Origin of the sequence: Halobacterium sp. KA-6, assembly GCF_021029015.1 — an archaeon.
GTDB lineage: Archaea > Halobacteriota > Halobacteria > Halobacteriales > Halobacteriaceae > Halobacterium.
Map to the genome: position 1 here is coordinate 589402 of NZ_JAJJZH010000001.1, position 19072 is coordinate 608473.

General features: G+C 67.7%; 21 protein-coding genes and 1 tRNA gene. 13 read left to right on the forward strand and 9 right to left on the reverse strand.

Features of this window, described 5'->3' with window-relative positions; translation table 11 throughout:
* Positions 1–7: 7 nt before the first annotated feature.
* Positions 8–79 (reverse strand) — tRNA-Ala (locus LPA46_RS03270).
* A 251-nt stretch (positions 80–330) separates the two neighbouring features.
* Between LPA46_RS03270 and LPA46_RS03275 the strand changes: the two genes are divergently transcribed.
* From LPA46_RS03275 to LPA46_RS03290, 4 genes are read left to right on the forward strand one after another with little or no spacing between them, the layout of a single operon-like run.
* Complete coding sequence (locus tag LPA46_RS03275; RefSeq protein ID WP_058981981.1) at positions 331–795, forward strand: 30S ribosomal protein S15; 465 nt, start codon at positions 331–333, stop codon at positions 793–795.
* Positions 796–1860 carry a hypothetical protein gene (locus LPA46_RS03280; protein WP_230891358.1) on the forward strand — a complete coding sequence of 355 codons (1065 nt, stop codon included), beginning with the start codon at positions 796–798 and terminating at the stop codon, positions 1858–1860.
* Positions 1857–2096: a KEOPS complex subunit Pcc1 gene (locus tag LPA46_RS03285; protein ID WP_230891359.1), complete on the forward strand. Its 240-nt coding sequence runs from the start codon at positions 1857–1859 to the stop codon at positions 2094–2096. The genes LPA46_RS03280 and LPA46_RS03285 overlap by 4 nt, the downstream gene beginning before the upstream one ends.
* Positions 2093–2716: a 30S ribosomal protein S3ae gene (locus tag LPA46_RS03290; protein ID WP_230891360.1), complete on the forward strand. Its 624-nt coding sequence runs from the start codon at positions 2093–2095 to the stop codon at positions 2714–2716. The genes LPA46_RS03285 and LPA46_RS03290 overlap by 4 nt, the downstream gene beginning before the upstream one ends.
* 69 nt (positions 2717–2785) lie before the next feature.
* Here the strand turns inward: LPA46_RS03290 and LPA46_RS03295 are convergent, their stop codons facing one another.
* Complete coding sequence (locus tag LPA46_RS03295; RefSeq protein ID WP_230891361.1) at positions 2786–3235, reverse strand: plastocyanin/azurin family copper-binding protein; 450 nt, start codon at positions 3233–3235, stop codon at positions 2786–2788.
* A gap of 133 nt (positions 3236–3368) precedes the next feature.
* Here LPA46_RS03295 and LPA46_RS03300 point away from each other — a divergent pair, with 133 nt between their 5' ends.
* The 3 genes from LPA46_RS03300 to LPA46_RS03310 are packed head-to-tail and all read left to right on the forward strand — an operon-like array spanning position 3369 to position 7007.
* The gene (locus LPA46_RS03300; RefSeq protein WP_230891362.1) at positions 3369–4058 is read left to right on the forward strand and encodes a protein sorting system archaetidylserine synthase; all 690 of its coding nucleotides are present in this window, start codon (positions 3369–3371) and stop codon (positions 4056–4058) included.
* 23 nt (positions 4059–4081) lie between these two features.
* Positions 4082–5371, forward strand: coding sequence for a HEAT repeat domain-containing protein (locus LPA46_RS03305; RefSeq protein WP_230891363.1), 1290 nt, complete (start codon positions 4082–4084; stop codon positions 5369–5371).
* Between the two features lie 52 nt (positions 5372–5423).
* The gene (locus LPA46_RS03310) at positions 5424–7007 is read left to right on the forward strand and encodes a phospholipase D-like domain-containing protein (RefSeq protein WP_230891364.1); all 1584 of its coding nucleotides are present in this window, start codon (positions 5424–5426) and stop codon (positions 7005–7007) included.
* Here the strand turns inward: LPA46_RS03310 and LPA46_RS03315 are convergent, their stop codons facing one another.
* The gene (locus LPA46_RS03315) at positions 7008–8900 is read right to left on the reverse strand and encodes a DHH family phosphoesterase (protein WP_230891365.1); all 1893 of its coding nucleotides are present in this window, start codon (positions 8898–8900) and stop codon (positions 7008–7010) included.
* Positions 8901–9033: 133 nt separating this feature from the next.
* On the opposite strand from LPA46_RS03315, the gene LPA46_RS03320 reads away from it, so the two are divergent.
* The gene (locus LPA46_RS03320) at positions 9034–9516 is read left to right on the forward strand and encodes a Mov34/MPN/PAD-1 family protein (protein ID WP_230891366.1); all 483 of its coding nucleotides are present in this window, start codon (positions 9034–9036) and stop codon (positions 9514–9516) included.
* Positions 9513–9941 (forward strand): adenylyltransferase/cytidyltransferase family protein, encoded by a 429-nt coding sequence (locus LPA46_RS03325; RefSeq protein WP_230891367.1) that lies wholly within the window; start codon positions 9513–9515, stop codon positions 9939–9941. The genes LPA46_RS03320 and LPA46_RS03325 overlap by 4 nt, the downstream gene beginning before the upstream one ends.
* A gap of 388 nt (positions 9942–10329) precedes the next feature.
* Here the strand turns inward: LPA46_RS03325 and LPA46_RS03330 are convergent, their stop codons facing one another.
* Positions 10330–11472: an acyl-CoA dehydrogenase family protein gene (locus LPA46_RS03330; protein ID WP_230891368.1), complete on the reverse strand. Its 1143-nt coding sequence runs from the start codon at positions 11470–11472 to the stop codon at positions 10330–10332.
* Positions 11473–11711: 239 nt separating this feature from the next.
* On the opposite strand from LPA46_RS03330, the gene LPA46_RS03335 reads away from it, so the two are divergent.
* The gene (locus LPA46_RS03335) at positions 11712–12563 is read left to right on the forward strand and encodes an RIO1 family regulatory kinase/ATPase domain-containing protein (protein WP_230891369.1); all 852 of its coding nucleotides are present in this window, start codon (positions 11712–11714) and stop codon (positions 12561–12563) included.
* Positions 12564–12620: 57 nt separating this feature from the next.
* A complete protein-coding gene (locus LPA46_RS03340; RefSeq protein ID WP_230891370.1) occupies positions 12621–14135 on the forward strand; it encodes an aldehyde dehydrogenase family protein in 1515 nt (504 codons plus the stop codon).
* A gap of 368 nt (positions 14136–14503) precedes the next feature.
* On the opposite strand, the gene LPA46_RS03345 is transcribed toward LPA46_RS03340, so the two are convergent.
* Genes LPA46_RS03345 through LPA46_RS03360 form a run of 4 tightly spaced genes read right to left on the reverse strand, consistent with a single transcriptional unit; the run spans position 14504 to position 16206 of the window.
* A complete protein-coding gene (locus LPA46_RS03345; protein ID WP_230891371.1) occupies positions 14504–15301 on the reverse strand; it encodes a carbon-nitrogen family hydrolase in 798 nt (265 codons plus the stop codon).
* A gap of 1 nt (position 15302) precedes the next feature.
* Positions 15303–15716, reverse strand: a complete 414-nt coding sequence (locus tag LPA46_RS03350) for a CoxG family protein (protein WP_230891372.1) — start codon at positions 15714–15716, stop codon at positions 15303–15305.
* 37 nt (positions 15717–15753) lie between these two features.
* Positions 15754–15981 carry a DUF7123 family protein gene (locus LPA46_RS03355; protein WP_058982011.1) on the reverse strand — a complete coding sequence of 76 codons (228 nt, stop codon included), beginning with the start codon at positions 15979–15981 and terminating at the stop codon, positions 15754–15756.
* A 39-nt stretch (positions 15982–16020) separates the two neighbouring features.
* Complete coding sequence (locus LPA46_RS03360) at positions 16021–16206, reverse strand: DUF7525 family protein (protein ID WP_058982012.1); 186 nt, start codon at positions 16204–16206, stop codon at positions 16021–16023.
* A gap of 95 nt (positions 16207–16301) precedes the next feature.
* Between LPA46_RS03360 and LPA46_RS03365 the strand changes: the two genes are divergently transcribed.
* A complete protein-coding gene (locus tag LPA46_RS03365; RefSeq protein WP_230891373.1) occupies positions 16302–17501 on the forward strand; it encodes an LEA type 2 family protein in 1200 nt (399 codons plus the stop codon).
* A 118-nt stretch (positions 17502–17619) separates the two neighbouring features.
* Complete coding sequence (locus tag LPA46_RS19070) at positions 17620–18027, forward strand: DUF7528 family protein (RefSeq protein ID WP_442908205.1); 408 nt, start codon at positions 17620–17622, stop codon at positions 18025–18027.
* Here LPA46_RS19070 and LPA46_RS03370 read toward each other — a convergent pair.
* Positions 18020–19048 (reverse strand): phosphate signaling complex PhoU family protein, encoded by a 1029-nt coding sequence (locus tag LPA46_RS03370; RefSeq protein WP_230891374.1) that lies wholly within the window; start codon positions 19046–19048, stop codon positions 18020–18022. The genes LPA46_RS19070 and LPA46_RS03370 overlap by 8 nt on opposite strands.
* Between the last annotated feature and the right edge of the window lie 24 nt (positions 19049–19072).

Genomic DNA, 19072 nt, shown 5'->3' on the forward strand with positions numbered 1-19072 from the left:
AGAGAAGTGGACTCGTCGGGATTTGAACCCGAGGCCTTCCCCGTGCCAGGGGGATGATCTACCACTGATCTACGAGCCCTCGAACGCATCCAAACGTTTCCCGCGGTCGTTGATAAACCCCGCGAATTCATTTGGCGGCTCCACGGGGAGATGGAAACCCTTTACGTGCCCGAGGGCGTTCTCGCCTGTAGGGAACCACACGGCCGTAGATCCGACGGCGCCGCGCGGGTTCGGACGCAAATTGCGTTCGCTGGCGCGGCTTGGGACTGCGGTAGTGTTCCGGCACCAGTCGGTGCCGCCAGCGTTTCGTGTAGTTCCAATCCGAAAATCATGGCACGAATGCACACGCGCCGCCGTGGGTCGTCCGGTTCGGACCGCCCGGCGGCAGACGAACCACCGGAGTGGAGCGACGTAGACGAAGACGCAATCGAGGACCGCGTGGTGGAGCTCGCCGAGCAGGGGCACGACCCCTCGCAGATTGGCATGAAGCTCCGCGACGAGGGCGTGCAGGGCACGCCGATTCCGGACGTCAAGCTGGCGACCGGGAAGAAGGTCACCGAGATTCTCGAAGAGAACGACGCCAAGTCCGACCTGCCCGAGGACTTCCGTAACCTCCTCGAGCAGGCGATTCGGCTGCGCGAGCACGTTCAGGAGAACGGACAGGACCACCAGAACAAGCGCGCGCTCCAGAACACGGAGTCCAAAATCCGTCGGCTCGCCAACTACTACCGCGGCGACGAGCTCGACGAGGACTTCAAGTACTCCTACGAGAACGCGGTCGAACTGCTCGAATAGATGGCGACGACGGGACGCACCACAGCTGCGACCGAGCCCGACGCCGAGTCGGTGCTGGCCGACGCGGAGTTCGTCCGCGTGCTGGCGGCACCGACCGGCGGGAGCATCGCGGCCGCCGCGATGCTCGCCGGGGCGTGCGACGAGCGCGACGTACCGTACCAGGTGCGCGTGACTCGCGGCGCGCCGTCGGCTCCGGACGCGGCCGAGACGTCCCTCGTGGCCGTCGGCGTCGAATCGCCGGCTGCCGACGCGTCGTTCGTCGAGGACGCACCGAACGCGGCCTTCGACGCGGCGCGGGAAGCCGGTGCAGCCCCCGACCCAGTGGTGGCGTTCGCGGGCGCGCTCGCTGACGGCGTCGAGCCGTCCAGCGACGTCCGGGAGGCCGCCGGGTCGACGCGGCGTCCGGGCGTCGGGATTCCGACCGCGGACCTCGCGGCGGGCCTGGCGCACTCGATGCGCGTCCACGCGTCGTTCTCGGGGGACGAGCAGGCGGCGGGCGCGACGCTCGCCGAAATTGGCCTCCCACCGGAACTCGACGACGCGGCACAGCGCCGCCTCGCCTCGGTAGTCGCACTCGACGCGACCGGCGAGACGGCGCGCGCCGCGGACCGCGTCGCGGACGTCCTCCGCCCGCACGAGACGCCCGCCGGACCCTTCGAGACTGTCGAGGGGTTCGCGGACGTGCTCGGTGCGCTAGCGTGGGACGCACCCGGCTTGGGCGTCGCGCTGGCGCAGGGCGCGGTCGACGCGCCGACGGCGCTGGACGCGTGGCGCGACCACGCGACCGACGCACACGCGGCGGTCCGACGCGCGGACCCGTCGCGGTACAGCGCGGTCGAGGTCGTCGAGGCCGACGTCGCGCAGCCGACCGTCGCGCGACTCGTCCGGGACTACCGGGCTCGCGAACCCGCAGTGCTCGTCGTCGGCGACGACGCTGCCGCGCTCGCGACGACCGACGCGGACGCCCGTGACGTCCTCCCGAACAGCGTGGGGACGTCGACGCTGGCGGTCGCAGACGCCGAACACGAAGCAGACCTCGTAGAAACCGTGCGGGGCGAACTATGACGCGGCACGCGACGATGAGGACCGCAGTACCGGACCCGGAACTGGTCGCGGCCGCCGTCCGCCCCGACAACACCGCCGAGATGGACACGCGAGTCACGGAGGACGCCGTCGTCACGCGCATCGAGCGCGACGACACCGGCGGCCTCCAGTCGACCGTCGACGACTACGTCGTGAACGTCACGGTGGCGACCGAAGTCGCACAGCACGCAAACCGACACACGACAAACGAATCATGAGCGAACGTTCCGTATCCAAGCAGAACCAAGAGAAACGGTGGTACACCGTGCTCGCGCCGGAGGAGTTCGACCGGCAGGAGCTCGGCGAGACGCCCGCCGAAGAGCCAGAACAGGTCTACGACCGAACCATCGAGACGACACTCGACGAACTCGTCGACGGCGGCGAGAACAACGTCAAACTCACCTTCCAGGTGGACGACGTCGGGAGCGACACCGCGTCCACGGAGTTCGTGAAGCACGAACTCACGCGGGACTACAAGCGTAGTCTCGTGCGCCGCGGGTCGTCGAAGATTGGCGTGACCATCACGGTCCTCACGACGGACGACTACCGCGTGAAGATTCAGCCGGTCGCGTACACCACGAAGCAGGCCGACCAGAGCCAGCAGAAGGCCATCCGTCGCACGATGATCGACCTCGTCGAGGAAGCCGGCGAGGAGCGCACGTTCGAAGCGCTCATCGACTCCATCACGGAGGGCCGGCTCTCCTCGGCCATCTACGACGAAGCGAACACCATCTACCCGCTTCGCCGCGTGGAAGTCCAGAAGGCGACGCTCGAAGCGCCGCCCGAGGAAGTCCACGAGGAAGAGGAGACGGCCGTCGGCGTCGAAGACGAAGTCTAACCGCTTCCGAACAGTCCGAATTCACACTTTTCGCGCACTACGCCGACAGCGGCGCGACCGGCAGTCGCCTCACTCGGTGACGACGACCTTCCCGAGCATCCCCGCGCTCTCGTGCGGGATGCAGACGTAGTAGTAGTCCCCAGCGACCTCGAAGGTGTGCTCGTAGGTCTCGCTTGGTTGCACGATGCCGCCGCCGTTGATGCTGTTCTCCCACGCGTCGCGGGCGGCCTGCTCGCTCTCGAAGCCGCCGGAGGCCCAGTAGTCGGCCCCCTCGGGGACGCCGTCCTCGTAGGCGGTGACGGTGTGGTTCCGGGAGCCGGTGTTCGCCCAGACGACGGTGTCGCCGACGCTCGCCTCGAACGTCGGCACGTCGTTCCCCTCGACGGCGGGCTCGGGGACGAACGCGTTCGACTGCATGCCGATGTCGTACTCCGAGGTGGACAGCGACGGCCCGATACAGCCGGCCAGCGCCGCGCTGACGCCAGCCCCTGCTGCGGCGAGGAACGCCCGGCGTTGCATGGTCGACAGTCGGTTCGTCGCGCATTTATACGGCGCGGTCCCGCCGACGCGAGCCTCGAACCGGTGACAACGCGGGGACAAGACGGGAGCACGGATGTAAACACGTAAGGACGCCTGCCGAGATGCGTGGAACATGCAACCCCGCTTCGTCGGCCGGTTGGGCGTCGCGGACGCCGTGACCGCGGCGAACGCGGCACTCGGCTTCGTGGCGGTCGTGGCGGCCACCGTCGACGTGGCGCTCGCCGCGCGATTGGTGTTGCTCGCCGCCATCGCGGACGGGCTCGACGGCGTGCTCGCGCGCAAGTACGGCGGGACGCCGGCCGGCGAACACCTCGACTCGCTGGCGGACGTGGCGTCGTTCAGCGTCGCGCCCGCGTTCCTCGTTGCCATCGTCGCGCGGAACGCGTGGGGCTTCGAGAGCACGTGGGGCGTCGTCGCGCTCGCCGCGTGCGCGTTGTTCGTCGCCGCGGGCGTCGTCCGCCTCGGCCTCTACACGGCCTACGACACGGGCAACGACCACACGGAGGGCGTGCCGACGACGCTCGCCGCGACCCTGCTGGCCGCGGGCGTGCTCGCCGGCGTCGGCGACCCGCGAATCGTCGTCGCCGCAATCACTGTTCTCACCGTGCTGATGGTGTCGTCGATTACGTACCCCGACCTCTACTCGCGGGACGCGCTCGCGATGGGCGCGGTGCAGGCTGCTGCCGTGCTCGCGCCGACGCTCGGCCCGCGGCTGTTCCCCCGCGTCCTGCTGGCGTGGGCGTGCGCGTACCTCGTGCTCGCGCCGCGATTCTACTGGCGGGGCGAAGGGAAACGCTCATAGGCGCGCTGGCGGAACGAATTGGTATGAGCGACGGGGACGAGGAACCCGAGGAGTCGGCCGACGCGCCGGCCCCGGACGTGGACGTAGAAACGCTTCAGGAGCGTCTCGACGACGCCGCCGACGCCCTCGAAAGCGCCGAGACGGAGGCCGACCTCGACGACGTCGAAGCGATTCTCGACGCCGTCGAGTCCGACCTCGAAGCGGCGGACCTCCCGGAACCCGAGGAGGACGACGAGGAGGCCCCTGCCGAGGCACTCGAGTCCCGGCTGTCCGAGCTCCGCGAGGACCTCGAAGCCCAGCGCGGGCCGTACGCCGAGGACGTCGTCGCGGCAATCGAGGACGCCCAGTCCACGCTGGAGTCGACGCGCTGGACCGAACAGGGCGAACAAGCACTGCAGGCGGCCGTGAGCACGTACCTCGACGACGCCGGCGAGGCGCTCGACGAGACGTTCGTCGGCGGCGAAGTCGCCGACCCGGAGGCGCTCGCGGAGGAACTCGACGAGGTCGTCGCCGCGGTCGAAGCCGCGGACCTCGACCCCGACGAGGACGCCGAGACAATCGAGGCGCTCACGGAGGCGACCGACGCGCTCACCGCGGGCGTCGAGGACGCCCAGGAGTGGGACGACCTCTCGGTCCGTCAGAAGCTCCGCGCGGAAGGCTACTACGAGGTCATGGGGCAGAAGCGCAAGGACTTCCCGCCGGAGTGGACGGCGCTCAAGCAGTGGGAGCAGCGCGAGAACGTCGAGATGATTCTGCTCTGCCTCGAACACATGGGCGACTCCGACTTCATGGAGCGCCACTGTCTGGAGGCGCTCAAGCGCGTCGCCAGCCCGGAAGCACTCGACGAGGTCGGCCAGCGCGCCGCGCGCCGGAACACGCTCGCCGTCGAAATCGTCGGCCGCATCGGCAGCGAGGACGGCATCGAGCACGTCGTCGACTTCGTGGACGCCGAGGGCAACCCCGACCTCCGCACGACCGCGCTGAAGTCTCTCGGCGAAATCGGCAGCGAAGACACCACCCAGGACGTCGCCAACCAACTGGTCGCCGACAACGACAGCGTGCGCAGCCGCGCGGCGCGCTCCCTGGGCCTCATCGGTGACACGCGCGCCATCGAGCCATTGACCGACGTGCTTGCTGACGACGACAGCGACACGGTGCGGGCGTCCGCGGCGTGGGCGCTCGTCCAAATCGGCACCGAGCGCGCGCTCGAAGCCGCCGCCGAGTACGCCGACGACCGCGCGTACATCGTCGAACAGGAGGCCCAGAAAGCCGCCGACGCGCTCGACGCGGACGCCGCCGAAGCCGCCGCGTAACCCTTCTCGCGTTCCCCGACCTTTACGTACGAAGCCGGGACCAACCCGGGGCGTGCTCGCGCGCCTCGCAGTCGCCGCGCTGCTCGCGTCGGCGACGATTACGGCCGTCGCGCCCAATCCGGCCAGCGATGGGGACGCCGGCGAATTCGTCGCCGTCACGTTCGACGAGCCGACGAACACGACTGGCTGGACGCTCGCCGACGACAACGACGCCGCCCGACTTCCGAACCGCACGCTCTCCGGGACGGTCGCGCTCTCGACGCAGCCAGCGGCCGCCCGCAACCGCACCGACCTCCCGGTCGTCGGGCTGAACGGCTCACTTGCACTCGCAAACAGTGGCGAGACAGTCGAACTCCGCTCCGGGAACGAGACTGTCGACGAACTCGCGTACCCGCGTGCTCCCACAGCCGAACAGTGGAACGGGAGCGAGTGGACACCGCTAGGCGCCTCCTCGTTCGCGCCGTTCGCTGCAACGAACGTCTCCGTGTCCGCGTTCGCGCTCCCCGACGCCGCCGGCCCGCCCATCGAGACCCTCGAATCCGCCGAGCGCCGACTCTACCTCGCGGGCTACACGTTCACCTCCGCACGCGCCACTCGCGCGCTCGCCGCGGCCGCACAGCGTGGTGTGGACGTACGCGTACTCGTCGAGGGAAGCGTCGCTGGCGGCGCGCCCAGCCCAGAAGACGACCGGCTCGACATGCTCCGTGCTGCGGGCGTCGACGTCCGGGTCCTCGACGGCGAGCGCGCCCGGTACAGTTTCCACCACGCCAAGTACGCCGTCGCCGACGACCGCGCGGTCGTGCTCTCGGAGAACTGGAAGCCCTCGGGCAGCGGCGGCCACGGCAACCGCGGCTGGGGCGTCACCGTCGAAAATCCGCAAATTGCCGACCACCTCGCGCGCGTGTTCCGCGCGGACACCAGTTGGACGGACGCCAAGCCCTGGCGAGCCGTCCGCGAGAACTTCACCGTCGTCGACGGCGAGCCGGCGACTGAGTCGTACCCGACACGGTTTCCGCCAGTAGACTCAGAGGCCGACAGCGTCCGCGTGCTGGTCGCGCCCGACAACGCGCGCTCCGGGGTGCGCGACCTCGTGGCCTCCGCGAACGAGTCGCTGGTCGTCGAGCAGGCGAGCCTCGAACGGAACAGCGCGTTCACGAATTGGACTATCGACGCTGCGCGGCGCGGCGTCCGCGTGCGCGTGCTGCTGTCCGGGAAGTGGTACGCTCGTGCGGACAACCGGAACACGACGGAGCGCCTGAACCGCATCGCCGCCGAAGAGAACCTGAACCTGGACGCGCGACTCGTCGAGCCGCGGTCGCGCTTCGAGAAAGTCCACGTCAAGGGCGCGGTCGTGGACGGCGAGCGCGCGCTCGTGGGCAGTCTAAATTGGAACGAGCACGCCGCCACGGAGAACCGCGAAGTCGTGGTCGTTGTCGAAGACGACGCGGTCGCGGACTACTTCGGGCGCGCGTTCCGCGCGGACTGGCGCGGCGGCGCGTGGCGGTTCCCTGTCGCCCTCGCTGTAGTCGTCGCCGTCGCTGCAGTCGCTACTGCAGGCTGCGCTCGGCGAATCGAATTCGGCGATAGTAGTGACGTCGGCCGCGACGGCTTCTGGCAGGAGAACGGGGAGCGGTGACTACCGCTTCGGGGCGGTGTGGAGTTCCTCGTCGAGTTCGGCTTCCGCCATCTTCTCGATGAGGGCGTCCAGCACTTCCTCGCGCATCCCGGGGACGAAGCGGATGGAGCCGACGACGAGGTGGCCGCCGCCGGAGACGCCCGCACCCGGAAGTTCTTCGTTGAGTTCCTCGACCATCGTCGGGATGTCGAGGCGCACGCCGTCGCTGCGAAGCACGGAGAAGTCCGGCCCGTAGCCGATGGTGATGACGGGTTCGCCGGTCTCCTCGACTTTGCGGTCGTGGATTTCGCCGGTGGTCTTCCCCGGCGCGGGGTACGTGAACCGGTGGGCGTGGTTCTCGACGTCAATGCGGTAGAGGTTCGCGCCGTTCGCGACGCGCTCGTGTTCGACGTGCGGGGTCGCCGCCTCGAGCTGTTCGGCGACGTCTTCGTCGGCGCGGTTCGCGAGGAACGGCACGAGTTCGCGGTGCCGGTCCTCGTCGCCGTTCACGTTGAGGATGTCGTTGATGAGCTGCGTACCGGGGTCGTAGCGCAGCATGTACGCCTCGTAGTCCAGCGCCTCGCTGATGTTCTGGAGGAACTGGTCGTCGTAGCCGGCCTCGCGGGCAATTTCGAGGTAGTCGGTCATCTCGTCGGCCTTCGAGCGGTCCGAGAGCCCCGCGACCGCGGGGACGTGTTCGAGTTCCTCGGTGAGCCCGGGGTAGATCATGCGCGCGAGTTCGACGCAGAGCATCCCCGTGGTGATGCGGTAGTCCTCGCCGTGGAGGTAGGGGTTGACGTGCTCCTCGACGAGCGGGTTCACGGCGTCGGGGTCGGGGTGGTGGTGGTCGACGACGACGATGGGGATGTCGTAGTTGTCCAGCGCCTTGTACGCGGGCGTGTCCTCCTCGGTGCTGCCGTTGTCCAGCATGAGGAGCAGCGGGAGCTTCTGGCCGTGGCGCGCGCGGTCTTCGAGCGCGAAGTTGAGGTCGCGGGTGGCGTCCTCCATCTCGTAGTACGGGGCCTTGCTCGGGAGGCGCTTGAGGAGGTGGCGCGCGGCGTCGGTGTCCTGGTGAGCGTCCTCGATGAACTGCGTGAGCGCGTACTGCACGGGGACGCTGGCGGCCATGCCGTCGCCGTCGGCGTGGTGGCGCATCCGAATCGGGCGGCCTTCGAGGACGGCGCGGCGGAGCGTGCGCGCGACCGAGCGCAGTTCCGGCAACATCCCTTCGAGGGCCGGCCAGTCGACGAGCGGGTCGACGTCGATGGGTTCGGCGCGCTCGGTGAGCGCGGCGTCGAGACGGCCCGCGACGTCGGCGGCTTCCTCGGCTTCGAGCACGTCGATTTCCGTGACTTCGACCTGGTAGGTTCCTTCGCGCTCCTCGACGTCGCCTTTCACGTGCACGAGGTCGCCGACTTCCACGACCGGGTGCGCGCGAACGCCCGCAGCCTCGAAGGCCGTACACGGGACGGCGCTGGTCTCGTCACGCACGCGGAAGATGGTCGGGCCGCCGGTCTGCTTGATTTGCACGACCTCGCCCTCGACGTGGACGGTCTCGCCGACGTGGTCGCCGACAGTCTCGGCGTCGATGCGGTCGTAGCTGTGCTCGCGCTCGACGGTCTCGTAGTCGTCGAGGGCGGCGAGTTCGAAGCTCAGGTCGCCGTTCTCGCGGACTTCCGTGAGCTTCACGACGACGTCGTCGCCGACGTAGAGGTCCTGCTCGCCGTCGAACGTGGACTCGTGGACGAGCCCGGAGACGTGCTCGGAGAGGTCGACGAAGACGCCGTAGTCGACGACGCCGTTCACGGTCGCGTGGTAGTACTCGCCGGATTCGACCTCCTGCGCGGTACACGAGGAGTGGAGGTCGACGACGACCGGCCGGTCGGCCTCGTCGTCGGAGGAAGCGTCAGTCATCTTGTGCCTAGATTCGGCGTCGGCGTTTTTAACCCTTTTCAAGGCCGTCTCGCGTGCGAACGCGCGAAACTGGCGGACCCGTGTCCCGCGATGTTCCGGAAGCCTCAACAGTCACCGCCGCCGACTATCAGGTATGCTGTTCGGTGGGCGTCCCGACGTCGTCGGCATCGCACGGGAAGCCCTGGACTTCGCGATGGAAGCCGCCGAGGACAGCCACCCCAACGAGTACCTCGGCCTGCTGCGCGGGACGCCCGCCAAGGAGTTCGACGTCGGCCCCGACGACGGCTACGTCGTCACGGACGTGTTGATGGTGCCGGGCACGGAGACCAACCCCGTGAGCGCGACGTTCAACTCCAGCCAAGTCCCCAACGACATGCGCAACGTCGGGAGCGTCCACTCCCACCCCAACGGCGTGCTCGCGCCCTCCGACGCCGACCGTGCGACGTTCGGCTGCGGCGACGTCCACATCATCCTCGGCGCGCCCTACGACCCGAACTCGTGGCGCGCGTTCGACCACGAGGGCGAACCCCGCACCCTCGACGTCTACGACGTCCCGCTCCCCGAACCCGAATCGTTTTTCGACTTCACGCAGGAAGACATCGACGAGGAACTGTGAGACGAGTCGTCGCGCAGGGGACTTTCGACCTGATTCACCCCGGCCACATTCACTACCTGGAGGACGCTGCCGCGATGGGTGACGAACTGCACGTCATCGTCGCGCGCCGCGAGAACGTCACCCACAAGGAACCGCCGGTGCTCCCGAACCGCCAGCGCCGCGACGTCGTCGCCGCCCTCGACGCCGTCGACCACGCCCGCGTCGGCCACGAATCCGACATCTTCGCCCCCATCGAGGACATCGACCCGGACGTCATCGCGCTCGGCTACGACCAACACCACGACGCCGACGCCATCGAGAGCGAACTCGCGGACCGCGGCGTCGACTGCGAAGTCCGCCGCGCGTCGGGCCGCGAGAAGCGCTACGACGACGAAGTACTGTCTACGGGCGACATCGTCGACCGGATTCTGCAACAGCGCTGCTAGGTTTGTTTTTCGCGGGCACGTATCCGTTCGACTCTGCCAACGGTATCTCCTCGAAAGCCCCGGCTGGCTCGCGGTCGCTCGCTCGCTGTGCTCCTCGCTCACTGCGTTCGCTGCGGTGCTTGCGTCGCGAGACGACTAAATTGAACGCGAGCCAGCCGCCCCTTTCAGTCCCACCCGCACAGACGGGTCAGCCGGCAGAACCACACTCACCGAACGAGCAACGAGGTGGGACTGGAAGGGGCCGTTCGCTCGGCGAAGCACGGGGATGCAAGCACCGCAGGAGCGAGCGTAGCGAGCGACGAGGCGCACAGCGACCCGCGCGAGTCGAGCGAACGGGGGCTTCCGAGGAGGAGACAGCGATGGCGAAGACAGCGCCAGCATTCCCGATTTACAATCCTAGCTCGCGGCCGATGACGAGGTGCTGAATCTCGCTCGTCCCCTCGCCAATTTCCATGAGTTTGGCGTCGCGGAAGAACCGCTGCGGGGCGAAGTCCGTGGTGTAGCCGTAGCCGCCGAGCGTCTGGACGGCGTCCTCGGCGACTTCGCGGGCGGCTTCGCTGGCGTCGAGTTTCGCGAGCGCCGATTCTTGCGTGACGGATTCGCCGTTGTCGTAGCGCGTCGCGGCCTTGTGCGTGAGGAGGCGGGCGCGCTCGGTCTTCCGGTGCATGGAGACGAGTTTGTTCCGGATGGCGTCGAATTCGGAGATTGGCTGGCCGAACTGCTCGCGCTCGACGGCGTACTCCTTGGCGGCCTCGTAGGCTCCCTGTGCGAGGCCCGTGGAGAGCGCCGCGATGGAGATGCGGCCGCCGTCGAGGGTCTTCTTCGTCTGCTCCCAGCCCTCGCCCTCCTCGCCGAGCAGGCGGTCGGCGGGAATCCGGCAGTCGTCGAACTGAATCTCGCAGGTCGGCGAGGCGTTCAACCCCATCTTGTCCCACTCGGTCGTGACCTCGAAGCCGTCGTCTTCCTCGGGGTCGACGATGAACGTGGAGATACCGCCGTAGCCCGCCTCGGGGTCCGTGACGGCCTTCACGAGCACGCTGCCCGCGACGGAGGCGTTCGTGATGAACTGCTTCGTGCCGTTGAGCACGTACTCGTCACCGTCCTTCTCGGCGGTCGTGTCCATGTCGCTGGCGTCGCTGCCGCTGTCGGGTTCGGTGAGCGCCCACGAACCGAGGTACTCGCCTTCCGCGAGCGGGCGCAGCCAGCGCTCCTTCTGCTCGTCCGTGCCGAACAGTTCGATTGGCTTCGACGCCAGCGAGACGTGCGCGGCGTACGACAGCCCGATAGAGCCCGAGACGCGGCCGAGTTCCTCCGCGACGAGCGCGTACATCAGTTGGTCGCCGCCGAGCCCGCCGTACTCCTCGCTGACGGGCACGCCCATCATGTCGAGGTCCGCGAGCTCCTCGAACACCTCCGCCGGGAAGCGGTGTTCCTCCTCGATGTCCCACGCGATGGGCTCGATTTCCGCCTCCGCGAACTCCCTGACGGTGTCCCGAATCATCCGGTGTTCGTCGGGAAGGTCGAAGTCCATACTGCAAACTTTGCCACCGCCAGCATAAACACACCGGAACGACCGTGAACGATTCCCATCTCGTCGGTGCTCGGGCGCTCTCCGGGGGAGGGCGTCTCGTGGGTTGCGCTATTCGAGTACGCTGCTCGCGGCTCACTCCGCTCACGGTTCACTGCGTTCACCGTTCGCAATAACGTGCTCTCCCATTCGGTCGAGCACGCGCCCGCCGGAATTTTATTCGCGCGGCCCCTCTCGTCGGTGTGAGCATCCGCCAGTTCGTCCGCGGGACCGTCCCGTGGGACTCCTTGGAAGCCGTCGCCCGCGAGGTCGCCGACCGCTACGACCAGGAGACGGTCCGGGTGACGTTCCTGGAGACGGACAACTGGCTGTCGACGCCCTGCGTCGTCAACGATCGCTGGTTCGTGAAGATTGTCTCCGGGCAGAACGCGCTCGTGCACGCGCTGTTCACCGGCGCGCGGAACCTCGGCGCGTTCTCCAGCGGCCGCGAGGGGTTCTTCGAGCCGTTCGACGGCCCCGTCGAGATGGCCGAGCACGAACTCGAAGCCACGCAGAAACTCCGCGACATCGGCGTGAACGCGCCCGAACCCGTGGAGGCGTTCGAGGTGGACGGGCTCGGCGTGCTCGTCCTCGAGTACCTCCCGGAGTTCCGCCCACTCGACGACCTCCCCGCCGACGCCGTCGAACGCCACGCGCCCGAGCTGTTCGGCGCGCTCGCGACGATGCACGAGAACGGCGTCGCACACGGCGACCTGCGCGGCGAGAACGTCCTCGTCTACGAGGACGACCTCTACTTCATCGACGCGACGAACGTCGCCGGCGACGGATTGGAAGGCGCTCGCGCGTACGACCTCGCGTGTGCGCTGGCCGCGCTCGAACCGCTCGTCGGCGCCCAGACCGTCGTCGAGGTGGCGCTGGACGCCTACGACACCGGCGACGGCTCGCGGACGCGCGCGGACAACGCCGCGGCGCTGCTGGACGCCCAGGACTTCCTGAGCTTCGTTCAGATTCGACCCGACCACGCCTTCGACGCGGCGGCGCTGGCCGGCGAAATCGAGAAGGCCGCGAGTTCGCGCAGCGACGCGACGCGGTAACTCGAGTCTGGGGCACAAGGTGTACCTTTTTCACCGCGCCGGTCGCAGTTTTTGCCGATGACGTACCAGCATTACATCGACGGCGAGTGGGTCGACGGCCACGGGACCGAGACCTTCGAGAGCGAGAACCCCGCGACCGGCGAGTCGCTCGGCGAGTTCCACCGCGGCACCGAGGCCGACGTCCGCGAGGCCACCGCGGCCGCCGACGACGCCTTCGAGACGTGGCGCGACCTCTCCCACATCGACCGCGCGGAGTACCTCTGGGACATCTACCACGAGCTCAAAGAGCGCCACGAGGAACTCGGCGAGGTCGTCACCAAGGAGTGCGGCAAGGAGATTAGCGAGGGGAAAGCCGACGTCACCGAGGCGTGGCACATGGTCGAGTGGGCGGCCGGCGACGCCCGCCACCCGAAGGGCGACGTGGTGCCCTCCGAGATTCCGAGCAAGGACGCCTACATGCGCCGGAAACCTCGGGGCGTCGTGGGCTGTATCACGCCGTGGAACTTCCCGGTCGCGATTCCGTTCTGGCACATGGCCGTCTCGCTCGTCGAGGGGAACACGGTCGTCTGGAAGCCCGCCGAGCAGACACCCTGGTGCGGCCAGATTGTCGCGGAGATGTTCGAGGAGTCCGGGATTCCGGACGGCGTCTTCAACATGGTGCAGGGTTACGGCGACGCGGGCGCGGCCATCGTCGACGACGACCGCGTGGACACGGTGCTGTTCACCGGCTCCGCGGAGGTCGGTCACGAAATCGCTAGCGAGGTCGCCAGCGACCCGGGGAAGCTCGCGGCCTGCGAGATGGGCGGGAAGAACGGCATCGTCATTACGGAAGAAGCGGACCTCGACATCGCCGTCCACTCCGCAGTGATGAGTTCATTCAAGACGACTGGCCAGCGCTGTGTCTCCAGCGAACGCCTCATCGTCCACGAGGACATCTACGACGAGTTCAAGCAGCGCTTCGTCGAGGTTGCCGAGAAGGTCGCTGTCGGCGACCCGCTGGACGACTCGACGTTCATGGGTCCGGCAATCGAGGCCGAGCACGTCGAGAAGATTCAGCAGTACAACGACCTCGCCCGCGAGGAGGCGACGAACGTGCTCGTCGACCGCACGGAACTTGACGACGAGGAAATCCCCGAGGGCCACGAGGACGGCCACTGGGTCGGCCCGTTCGTCTACGAGGTCGACTACGACCCGAGCCTCCGCTGTCTCAAAGAAGAGGTGTTCGGCCCACACGTCGCGCTCGTGGAGTACTCCGGGGACATCGAGCACGCGGTCGACATCCACAACGACACGCCCTACGGACTCGCTGGCGCGGTCATCAGCGAGGACTACCGCCAAATCAACTACTACCGCGACCACGCCGAAGTCGGCCTCGCGTACGGGAACCTCCCGTGCATCGGCGCGGAGGTCCAACTGCCGTTCGGCGGCGTCAAGAAGTCCGGTAACGGCTACCCGAGCGCTCGCGAGGTCATCGAAGCCGTCACCGAGCGCACCGCGTGGACGCTCAACAACAGCAAAGAAATCGAGATGGCCCAAGGGCTGAGTGCGGACATCAAGACCGAGGACGACTGAGCAGCCGGTAGCGGCCCTGGTGGAATCTCCAAGGGCGAACGCCGAACGAAGTGAGGCGTGAGGGCTTGGTGGCTGCAGGGTCTCTCTGCGGACATTAAGACGGAAGAGGACTGAGCAGCCCGTCGCGGCTTTTTCTTCGAGCTACGACGACAGCCACGACTCAGGGGCGCGTGAGAGAGGAAGGCGGAAGGGGTGGCGGTTGACTTCCCGCGGACTGCGGCCGTGGGCCGGGACACGGCCGCGTCGGCGGACGCGGAGCGGACGTGGACGCGAGGTTCTTGCCGGTTCGACGAGAAAAGCGTCGACTACCGGCAACACGGAGTAGCGCGCGACGACACTTAAATTCACGTATCGCGGGTATCGGCGCGTCAGTGCCGGCGGTCGTCGAGTGCGGGGAACTCCTCGCGGACGGTCGCGACGCGCTCGGGGTCGAGGTCGGCGTAGACGATGCTGGGCTGGTCGCTCGTGCTCGCGACTGGGGTTCCCCAGGGGTCGTACACCGTCGAGCGGCCGAGCAGTTCCGCCTCGTCGAATTGACCGCTGCCGTTGACGGCGGCGACGTACGCGAGGTTCTCGACGGCGCGTGCCTGCGGCAGGAGCTTCCAGTGTTCGACGCGCGGGTACGGCCACGCCGACGGCACGAGCAGGAGGTCGACGCCGTCGGCGACCAGCTCCCGGTAGAGTTCCGGGAACCGGAGGTCGTAGCACGTCGTGACCGCAGCCGTGAACCCGCCGATTTTGGCGGTCGGAACCCGCTCACCGGGCGTCAGCAGTTGGGCTTCCGCGGACTCGTAGCCGAAGAGGTGGTGTTTCCGGTACGCGAGCAGGCGCTCGCCATCGCTGTCGAAGAGCACACTCGTGTTCGAGAGGCCGTCCTCGTCGGGGCCACCTTCGGTTTCGCTCAACTCCTCGACGATGCTCCCCGCGAGCAGAGCGACGTCCGCCTCGACGGCCGCCTCGCGGACCGCGGAGAGGGAGGGGCCGTCCAGCGGTTCGGCCTCGCGCTGGTAGGCGTCGAACGCGAAGAAGCCGACGTTGAACAGCTCCGGCAGGCAGACGAGGTCCGCGCCCTCGCTGGCGGCTTCTCGGATGGCTGCGACGGCGCGCTCGACGTTCGCGTCGACGGCAGCGCCCTCGACGTCGATCTGGGCGAGTGCGACGCGCATCTCAGGCCTCCGCCTCCAGCGCGCTCTGGAGGCCGTCGAGTTCGTCGTCCAGGTTGCGCTCGAAGAACTTCTCCACGCCCGGGACTTTGCCGTCGACGACGAACCGGTTGGTCACGCGGGAGCCGCCGTTCGCGGCTTCGACCTCGTGCTCGCCCGTGACGTCGAAAATTCGGGACTTCCCAACGAACTTCACGTACCGCGGGGGTTCCGTCTCGACGTCCCGCGTCTCCACGGGAATCGTGCTCCGGACGACCGGAATCGGGAGGCGGACGTGCCACGTCGTCGTGTCGCCCTCGTGCTCGTAGCTGTCCACGACGCTGATTGCGCCCGCGCGCTTCTCGGGGTCGGCGATGAACGCCCACACGTCTTCGGGCGATACCGACACCTCGAACGTGCGCTCGACCCGAACTGTCATACGCGGACTTTTCCGCCCGCCAGCAAAAAGCCGCCGATTACGCGGGTTCGACGCGCCACGTCGTCGACTTCGAGCGACTCCACTTCTCGATGTCGACGTCCTCGGTCTTCTCCGCGAGTTCGGGGAGCCGCACACCGACCTGCTTCGAGGAGAGGCCGAGGTGGTTCGCGATGTTCTTCGAGCGGAAGTACCGCTCGCCCTTCTCGACGCTCTCGTGGAGGAACTCCAGAATCCGGCGTTCCTCGTCGGTGTATTCGTCGGTCATTACCTGACAACTACGGCCGAAGGCGGTTTATCGCTTTTGCTACCCCCACACGTGGAGGGCGGCGACGCACAGCGCCGACAGCGTGACGGCGCCGGCGAAGCCGAGTGCGGTTTGGAACTGTCCGGGCGCGACGAACGTGTACGCGGCCGCGGCGACGGCGAGCAGGCCGAACGCGAGGCCGACGCCGACGCCCATGTCCGTTTCCTGCGTGGACCCAGTCGTCATGGCAGGGCGTTGCGTGTGGTATCCCTTAACTGGTTCTACTCGGTGCGACCGCGGAGGCCGACAGACTTTCACTGTGCAAGCACCCCGAATCGAGCATGGACGTCCGCGCGCTGCTGTTCGGGAGCACGATACGGGTCGCTATCACGGTCGTCGCCGGCCTCGGACTGGTCGCCGGTGGCGCCTTCTTCGCCGGCTTCCTCGGCGTGCCGACCGTCGAACAGGTCGACAACGAATTCGGTGAGGTCAACGACACCTACACCGAAATCGAGACCGACCTCGTGATACACAACCCGAACCCGGTCGGCGTTCGGCTCGGTGACACCAGCGTGAACTACACGGTGGCGATGAACGATATCCGGATGGCCAGCGGGGACAAACACGGCGTCGGCATCGGCACCGGGAACTCGACGGTGAATCTGACGACGCAACTCCACAACGAGCGCATCCCCGCGTGGTGGGTGAGCCACGTCCGGGGCGGCGAGCAGACGAGCCTCACCGTGTCCGCGACTGTTCAGCCCGGGTTCGTCGGCCAGTCGGCGTCGTTCCAGCCGGCCGCCGAGACCATCGAGACGGACCTGCTCGGCCAGTTCAACTCCAGCGAGGACCGCCCGGTGAACGCCGAGATGCCGCTCGTCGAGGACCCCGTGCTCGTCATCGAGCGGACGAACGCCTCCTGGGGCAACGTCACCGACGCGGAGACGCCCATCGACCTGGAATTCGGCGTCTACAACCCGAAGACGTCGCCGGTCGTCGTCTCGAACGTCGGCTACAACATCACGATGAACGGCGTGCCGGTCGGCGCGGGCGAGACCGAGAACGGGCAGACCATCCCCGGGAAGAGTTCCCGCGTGGTGGAGACGCCGACGGTCATCGACAACGAGAATCTCGACGAGTGGTGGGTGACCCACGTCGAGAACAACCAGACGACCGAGCTCCGCATCGACTTCTACGCGGAAATCGAGCCGCCGGGCTCCTCGGAGACGATTCGCGTGCCGCTGGACGAACTGACGTACACGCAGACCATCGAGACCGACATGTTCGGGAACAAGGGCGACTCGGGCAGTGATGCCGGTGGCGAGGTGAGCGACAACGAGACGACTACGACGACCGCCGACGGCACGACTACCACCAGCGACGGCACGACTACCACCAGCGACGGCACGACCTCGAGCAGCGGGACTACGTCGGACAGCACGACAACCGACGGAACGACCACGGACGACAGCACGACCACCAGCGGTGACGGGACGACGACCGAGGACGGCTTGCTCGCGCGCGGTTCGCAGCCAGCCTGACTAGGCTTCGTGGCACTGCCCCGCGCCGGGGATAGATTTTTACGCGATGCTTCACTTTCAGCACACATGAACCGGAGTACCCAGGCTCCTGGTCGCGTTCTCCGACTGTGAACAGTCCATCGCCGTCGAGCCAGACGGCGGCGATATCCGCGTCACCGTCGACGGCGAAACCATCGAACTCTCCCGCGAGCACGCCGCCGAACTCCGGGACGCCGTCGGTGACGCGCTGACGAGTCGCGAAGAATTCTTCCGCACTGCCGCCGAGCACCGCGAGGACGGCAGCTACGTCGTCGAACGCCGCGGCGCGGAGTCGACGGGCAACTCCGCGGTCTTCGACAGTTTCGCGGCGGTCCGCCGGCTATTCGACCGGCTCCCCGAAACCTTCGGCGCGGAGAACCTCTCCGCGGCCGGCTTCACGGGGTCGCGTCGCCACATGCTCGTGCGGCACTTCGCCGAACACCCGGCGTTCCCGTGTACGCTGGCGTCACGCAACCCGCTGCGGGGTGAGAAAACGGAGACTAGCTGATGGTGGTGTGGCTGGACTGCTCGTTGAGCGCGAGGTTCGCCGCGATTTCGGCGTTGCGCATCGCGTACTCGGCGGTGTGCTGGAGGCTCACGAGCACTTCTCGGACTTCGAGGATGTCCTCGTTGTCCATCTCCGGGAGGTCGTCGAGAATGTCGCCCTCGCGGTCGCCCAATTCCGCGAACAGTTCGCGGACCTCGACGGTCGCGTCGTAGTCGCGGGTGACGACGGCTTCGACGGCGGCAGCCGTGATTTCGTCGACCTGGTCGGTGAATTCCCGGATGCGCCGCATCGTGGACTGCTCGACGTCGAGGGTGTGGCCCTCGGTTTCGAGCACGATTTCCGCGATGTCCTCGGCGTTGTCCGCGGTGAGCTCTAAGTTCTTCGCGACCGACCGGTAGCCGATGAGCGGGAAGCCGTCGTCGAGGCCGACGGCGCGCGCGAGGTTCGGGTTCTGGTAGGCGGTGAAGATGAGCCGGAGCAACAGGACGAAAATCTTGTTCGCCTGGCGCTCGCGGTTGAGCGCGCGCTGGGCCATGTCCGGGCTGCCGTGTGCGAGCGCCTTCACGGCCTCCTCGCGCATCGTCGAGCCAGTGCTCTCCAGGCGTTCGAGGAGGTTGTCGAGGTCGAAGTCCTCGGGGTCGACCGAGCACCGGATGGTGATGCGTTCGGGCGTCTCCTCGACGACGCCGAGGCCCATGAGCTGGGTCTCGGCCTTGTAGACGGCGTTGATGTGTTCGGAGTCGAGGGCGTCCTCGCTCTCGACGTGGATGATGCGGCGGCCGAGGACGTACTGGCCGACGATGGCGCGTTCGACGGCGTCCGCGTCGAAGTTCTCGGCGTGAATCGTCGCCTCGGTCTCCTCGCCGTGCGCGGACTCGGGCGTGACCGTCAGCGAGCCCTTCCCGCTCTCGCGGACGGTGACCTCGTCGCCCTTCTCGACGTCCTGATTGCGCGCCCACTCCGCGGGGAGCGTCATCGCCAGCGTAGACGGCCCCAGCCGTTGGACTTTCCGGGTTTCCATACGTCTGGAACGCACTGGAACGAC